Origin of the sequence: Sphingomonas pseudosanguinis (genome assembly GCF_014196255.1) — a bacterium.
Lineage (GTDB): Bacteria > Pseudomonadota > Alphaproteobacteria > Sphingomonadales > Sphingomonadaceae > Sphingomonas > Sphingomonas pseudosanguinis.
On sequence record NZ_JACIDH010000018.1, the window covers coordinates 59,731 to 65,966 of the forward strand.

The 6,236-nt window shown below is 65.1% G+C and carries 5 protein-coding genes; all 5 read left to right on the forward strand.

Going from position 1 to position 6,236, the window contains the following annotated elements; translation table 11 throughout:
• The first annotated feature begins 24 nt into the window (after window positions 1-24).
• The 5 genes from rpsK (at window position 25) to guaA (ending at window position 5,910) form a co-directional block, all read left to right on the forward strand.
• Complete coding sequence (rpsK, locus tag GGR48_RS15275; RefSeq protein ID WP_042486392.1) at window positions 25-414, forward strand: 30S ribosomal protein S11; 390 nt, start codon at window positions 25-27, stop codon at window positions 412-414.
• Between the two features lie 88 nt (window positions 415-502).
• Window positions 503-1,567 carry a DNA-directed RNA polymerase subunit alpha gene (locus tag GGR48_RS15280; RefSeq protein WP_183952706.1) on the forward strand — a complete coding sequence of 355 codons (1,065 nt, stop codon included), beginning with the start codon at window positions 503-505 and terminating at the stop codon, window positions 1,565-1,567.
• A gap of 246 nt (window positions 1,568-1,813) precedes the next feature.
• Window positions 1,814-2,236 carry a 50S ribosomal protein L17 gene (gene rplQ, locus GGR48_RS15285; RefSeq protein WP_183952707.1) on the forward strand — a complete coding sequence of 141 codons (423 nt, stop codon included), beginning with the start codon at window positions 1,814-1,816 and terminating at the stop codon, window positions 2,234-2,236.
• A gap of 197 nt (window positions 2,237-2,433) precedes the next feature.
• Complete coding sequence (locus tag GGR48_RS15290; protein ID WP_183952708.1) at window positions 2,434-4,224, forward strand: DUF6055 domain-containing protein; 1,791 nt, start codon at window positions 2,434-2,436, stop codon at window positions 4,222-4,224.
• 132 nt (window positions 4,225-4,356) lie between these two features.
• Entirely contained in the window at window positions 4,357-5,910 is a 1,554-nt protein-coding gene (guaA, locus tag GGR48_RS15295; protein ID WP_183952709.1) for a glutamine-hydrolyzing GMP synthase, read from the forward strand.
• The last annotated feature ends 326 nt before the right edge of the window (window positions 5,911-6,236 follow it).

A 6,236-nucleotide genomic window follows, 5' to 3' on the forward strand; every position in this document is an offset into this window, starting at 1 on the left:
ATACTAGGTCAGGATTCTTATCTAATGGCACGTGAACCGCAGCGCATTCGCCGTCGCGAGCGCAAGAACATCACCGCCGGCGTCGCCCATGTGAACGCCAGCTTCAACAACACCATGATCACCATCACCGACGCGCAGGGCAACGCCATTTCGTGGTCGTCGGCCGGCATGATGGGCTTCAAGGGCTCGCGCAAGTCGACCCCGTACGCGGCGCAGGTCGCAGCGGAAGACGCGGGCAAGAAGGCCGCCGAGCATGGCGTCCGCACCCTGGAAGTCGAAGTGAAGGGCCCGGGTTCGGGCCGCGAGTCGGCGCTGCGCGCGCTGCAGGCGGTCGGTTTCCAGATCTCCTCGATCCGTGACGTGACCTCGATCCCGCACAACGGCGTGCGGCCTTCCAAGCGTCGCCGCGTCTGATGCTTCCCATGGCCGGCTGACGAGTCGGCCATGCCTCTCTCCACGGCTGGAACCGTCCCCGTTCCGGCCCATAACTCAGGGGAACCACGTGTCTGTCAACGCAAAGAACTGGCAGGAACTCAAGAAGCCCAACGCGCTCGAGAAAAAGGGTGGCGATGGCAAGCGGAAGGCGACGTTCGTTGCCGAACCGCTGGAGCGTGGCTTCGGCCTGACGCTGGGCAACGCGCTTCGCCGCGTGCTCCTGTCGTCGCTCCAGGGCGCGGCGGTCACCTCGATCAAGATCGAAAACGTGCTGCACGAATTCTCGTCGCTGGCCGGTGTGCGTGAAGACGTCACCGACATCGTCCTGAACGTCAAGCAGCTCGCCATCCGCATGCAGGGCGAAGGCCCCAAGCGGCTCCAGCTGTCGGCGACCGGCCCCGCCACCGTCAAGGCCGGCGACATCGCCGTGTCGGGCGATATCGAGGTCATGAACAAGGACCTGGTGATCTGCCATCTCGACGAAGGTGCGACGCTCAACATGGAGCTGACCGCCGACATCGGGAAGGGCTATGTCCCCGCCGCGTCCAACCGTCCGGCCGATGCGCCGATCGGTCTGATCCCGGTCGATGCGCTCTACTCGCCGGTGCGCCAGGTGTCGTACAAGGTCGACCCGACCCGCGTCGGCCAGGACCTGGACTATGACAAGCTGACGCTCTCGGTCGAGACCGACGGCACCGTCACCCCGGAAGACGCCGTGGCCTATGCCGCGCGCATCCTTCAGGACCAGCTGGCGCTGTTCGTGCACTTCGACGACTCGGCGCTCACCCGCGCGGCCCCCGTGGGCCAGGCGGCGATCCCGGTTGCCGGTGGCGAGCCGCAGAGCGACGCGCAGCAGATCAACCGTTACCTTCTCAAGAAGGTCGACGAGTTGGAACTGTCGGTCCGTTCGGCGAACTGCCTCAAGAACGACAACATCATCTATATCGGCGATCTGGTCGGCAAGACCGAAGCCGAGATGCTGCGCACCCCGAATTTCGGCCGCAAGTCGCTGAACGAAATCAAGGAAGTGCTGTCGTCCATGGGTCTGCGCCTGGGCATGGAAATCCCCGGCTGGCCGCCCGAGAATATCGAGGAAATGGCCAAGAAGCTGGAACAGGAGATCATGGGCTGAGCCGCACGCGGATAGCGATGCTATCCGCGAGACGGCGAAAGCCCGGCCGGCGGGCCGCCCTCGGGCGGCCCGTTCGACGTCGGACTGCGGCTTTGGCGCAGTCGGCCCCTCCACCATCGCTTCGCGACGGTCCCCCTCCCCAAGCCAAGCTTGGGGAGGATTTCAGATAGGCGAAGGTGACGGCCTTAACGGTCACCAGGTCTGGGGTACCGTGACACGGCCCCTTAACGAACGAAGGAACATCCCATGCGTCATCGCGTCGGCGGCCGTAAGCTGCAGCGTACCTCGGCTCATCGTATTGCGCTTTTCCGCAACATGTCGGCCGCGCTCATCAAGCATGAGCAGATCACCACCACCGTCGCCAAGGCGAAGGAACTGCGTCCCTATGTCGAAAAGCTGGTGACGCTGGCCAAGAAGGGCGGTCTGTCGAACCGTCGTCTGGCGCATGCCCGTCTGCTCGACGACGCGCAGCTGGTGAAGCTGTTCGACGTTCTGGCGGCGCGCTATGCCGACCGTAACGGTGGCTATACCCGCATCATCAAGGCCGGCATCCGCGCGTCGGACGCCTCGCCGATGGCGATCATCGAGTTCGTCGACCGCGACGTCTCGGCGAAGGGCCAGGATTCGGGTCCGGTCATGACCGAGGAAGATTTCGACGAAGCCGCGTAATCCCTGCGCGTCTTTCGAGACACCTTCGAAAGGGGGCCGTGCCAGCGATGGTGCGGCCCTTTTTCGTGCCATGCTCCTGTCAATGCAGCATAAATTCGTTATTTCCAACCCAGATTTGCGCAACAATCGTATCTGATATACGCTCCTGTCACATTGATGAAACGAAATGCAGATGTGAACGATAACAAGGGGGCGGTATGCGCAGACTCTATGCCTTGGTTCCGGCGCTTTTCCTTGCGGCATGCGGGGGTGGGGAAGACGACACCAGAACGGCCAGCGGGCCGGTAGCGACCGCCGCCAGCGTCAGCACCGAGCAGCCGGTCACCGGCTGTCGCGCCACATCGGACAACAACCCCTGGGGCGTGCTACCCGTCCGCACCTGGACCCCGGCGTCCGCCGATCCCCCCAATGAACCGTTTCAGGTGCCCGGCACCGCCTATGGCCCGGCCTTCGAGGCGCGGCTGATCTGGGCGTACGGCATCAATCTGGGCGAGAGCAGCCGCGTCGCCGAATTCGAGATGGCCGATGGCTGTCGTCGCCGCTTCCGCCTCGCCTCGCTGTCGGCGGACGACATCGCCGCGATCGAGCAGGAGGCCGACAACCACCCGCTGGCCGCCGATACCGCCAGCTATGCCACCGATTATGATTTCGAGCCGACCAGCCAGGAGGCGCTCGACGCCGGAACGGTGCGCAAGGTCGAAACCCAGCACTTCACCCTGTGGTACGGCGTCAAGCAGGATGGCTTCAGCTATCGCTGGGCGCGCGACACCAACACGAACTGGGAACAGTTCATCGATGCATCGGGGCAATGGCTGGAAACCATCTGGCTGTGGAACCGCGACCTTCTGAACGCGCCCATGCCCTATGCGGAGGGATCGGACCGCAAGAAGGTCAACATGTATGTCTGCGGCACCGGACTGCCCTTCTTCAGCGACGGCGACATGGGCGATTGCGGCGCGACCGGGCAGGCGGCGATGTGGGTCAGCGCGCCCAACCTCCAGGCCGGCGGCGTCACCACCACGCATGAGTTCGGCCATGTCATCCAGTTCCACACCGGCGGTTTCCGCGACAAGCCCGATGCTGGGCCGATCTGGGAAGTGGGGGCGGAGTGGAACGCCTATGTCCTGTCGCCCAACTTCGTCGCGTTCATGCCCTCCTATCTGAACAATCTGGAGAATGGGCCGCTCTGGTCGATCGCGCGCTACGGGGCGCAGCCCTTCATGTCCTTCCTCTATGACCAGGATTCGACCCGGCCGCTGGTCTGGCGCAGCTGGACCGAGAATCTGCGCAACAGCGATGGCGCGACGACCGAGGATTATATGCAGGCGTTCGTCCGGCTGGGGCAGGGGGCGGGCCTCTATGCCAACGGCTTCGCCTCCTTCGCTGACGACATGGGCTGGTATGGCGCACGGCTGGCGGGGATGGACTTTATCGACCAGCGCGCGCTGATCGATGCGACCACCGCCTCGGCGACCCAGACGCTGGCCTCGCACCTCTATGCGACGCTGGCGGAAGGATCGGGGGCGGGGCAGTATCTGTCCTCACCGGCGCGGCCGCTGCTGCAATTCGGCACCCACCTGATACCGCTGACCGCCAATGGCGGGACGGTGCAGGTCACGCTGACCGGCGATACCACCGACAATCAGGCCGGCTGGCGCTTTGCGATCGTCGCCATCGAGAATGGGACCAAGGTGACCTATTCCGGATTGGGCGCGGTATCGGGTACGGGCAGCGCCACCATCTCGCGTCCCGTGCCGCAGGGAGCAAAGCTGTTCCTGACCGTCACCGCGACGCCGGGGGCGTATGAAACGCTGGGCTGGCAGCAGGACGGCGCGGTCACCGGCACCAAATTCCCCTATCGGGTCGCGATCAGCGGTGCCACCGCGCCGACCGGCGATCCGGCCGCCTGCGCGCCCAACGTCGCTCCCAACACGTGGACGCTGAACTACAACACCAACGGCAATCAGGAATATGGCCGCCCCTGCTGATCGCTGAAAGGAGGGCGTGCCGAGCGTGGTGCGCCCTCCCGCTATCGCGGCGACGGAGATGCCGGGGTCGGAGCGTATACAAACCCCACCGGCCCGGTAGCTTTTCCCAAAAGACATCGCTATCGGACCGCCATGGAGCACCCGGACAGCATCCTCATCGTCGATTTCGGCAGCCAGGTCACCCAGCTCATCGCGCGCCGCGTGCGCGAGGCGGGGGTCTATAGCGAAGTCGTTCCCTTCCAATCGGCCGAAGCGGCGTTCGCGCGGATCAAGCCCGCCGCGGTCATCCTGTCGGGCGGTCCCGCCTCGGTGGTCGATGCCGGTTCGCCGCGCATCCCGCAGGCTATCCTCGACAGCGGTTTGCCGATGCTGGGCATCTGCTATGGCCAGCAGGCGCTGACCGAGCAGCTGGGCGGCAAGGTCGAGAAGGGTGACAGCGGCGAGTTCGGCGAGGCGTTCATCACCGTCGAGGACGGTTGCGCGCTGTTCGACGGGCTTTGGGCGCAGGGCGAGCGGCATCAGGTGTGGATGAGCCATGGCGACAAGGTGACGGCGCTGGCGCCGGGCTTCCGCGTCGTCGCGACCAGCCCGGGTGCGCCCTATGCGATCATCGCCAATGACGAACGCCGCGTCTATGCGATGCAGTTTCACCCGGAGGTCGTCCACACCCCCGATGGTGCCAAGCTGATCGCCAATTTCGCGCGCCATGTCGTCGGGCTGACCGGCGACTGGACGATGGCCGAGTTCCGCGAGGCCAAGATCGCCGAGATCCGTGAGCAGGTCGGCAGCGGCCGGGTCATCTGCGGCCTGTCGGGCGGCGTCGACTCGTCGGTGGCGGCGCTCCTGATCCACGAGGCGATCGGCGACCAGCTGACCTGCGTGTTCGTCGATGGCGGCATCCTGCGTCAGGGTGAGGCCGAGCAGGTCGTCAGCCTGTTCCGCGGCCATTACAACATCCCGCTGGTCCATGTGGACGCGCAGGAGCAGTTCATGGGCGGCCTGGCCGGCGTCACCGACCCCGAGGCAAAGCGCAAGTTCATCGGCAAGACCTTCATCGACGTCTTCGAGGCCGAGGCCAAGAAGATCGGCGGCGCCGAATTCCTGGCGCAGGGTACGCTGTACCCGGACGTGATCGAGAGCGTCAGCTTTACCGGCGGCCCGTCGGTGACGATCAAGAGCCACCACAATGTCGGCGGTCTCCCTGAGCGGATGAACATGAAGCTCGTCGAGCCGCTGCGCGAGCTGTTCAAGGACGAGGTTCGCGCGCTCGGTCGCGAACTGGGCCTGCCCGACGTGTTCGTCGGTCGCCACCCCTTCCCGGGACCGGGCCTCGCCATCCGCATTCCCGGCGAGGTGACCAAGGAACGCTGCGACATCCTGCGCAAGGCGGATGCCATCTATCTGGAGGAAATCCGCAACGCCGGGCTGTACGACGCCATCTGGCAGGCGTTCGCGGTCCTGCTACCGGTCCGTTCGGTCGGCGTGATGGGCGATGGCCGGACCTACGACTCGGTGCTGGCGCTGCGGGCGGTGACCTCGGTCGACGGGATGACGGCGCAGGCCTTCGACTTCCCCGGCGACTTCCTGCCGCGCGTGACGACCCGGATCATCAACGAGGTGAAGGGCATCAACCGCGTGGTCTATGACTATACCAGCAAGCCGCCCGGCACGATCGAGTGGGAATGATCCGGATTCGCGATCACGCGGGGCGTGATCGTGGCCGGATCATTCGGTGCCGCAAGGCGCTGCTTTCAGACGGAATAAAGCTCCGGCCCCACGGCCGGGGCTTTTATCTTTGCAAGATCGCGACAGATTGACCCAAACGAGCCCCTCCCCTTCAGGGGAGGGGTTGGGGTGGGGCCTTTCCACAAGCGCCGGACCTGCGGCAATGCCCCACCCCCGTCCCCTCCCCTGAAGGGGGGCAACTGTGATGCTCATGCGAGAGCGATAGGCTGTCGCTTTCGGATCATGGCGTTGAGGATGACGAGGAGCTGCCGTGCGACGGCGATAAG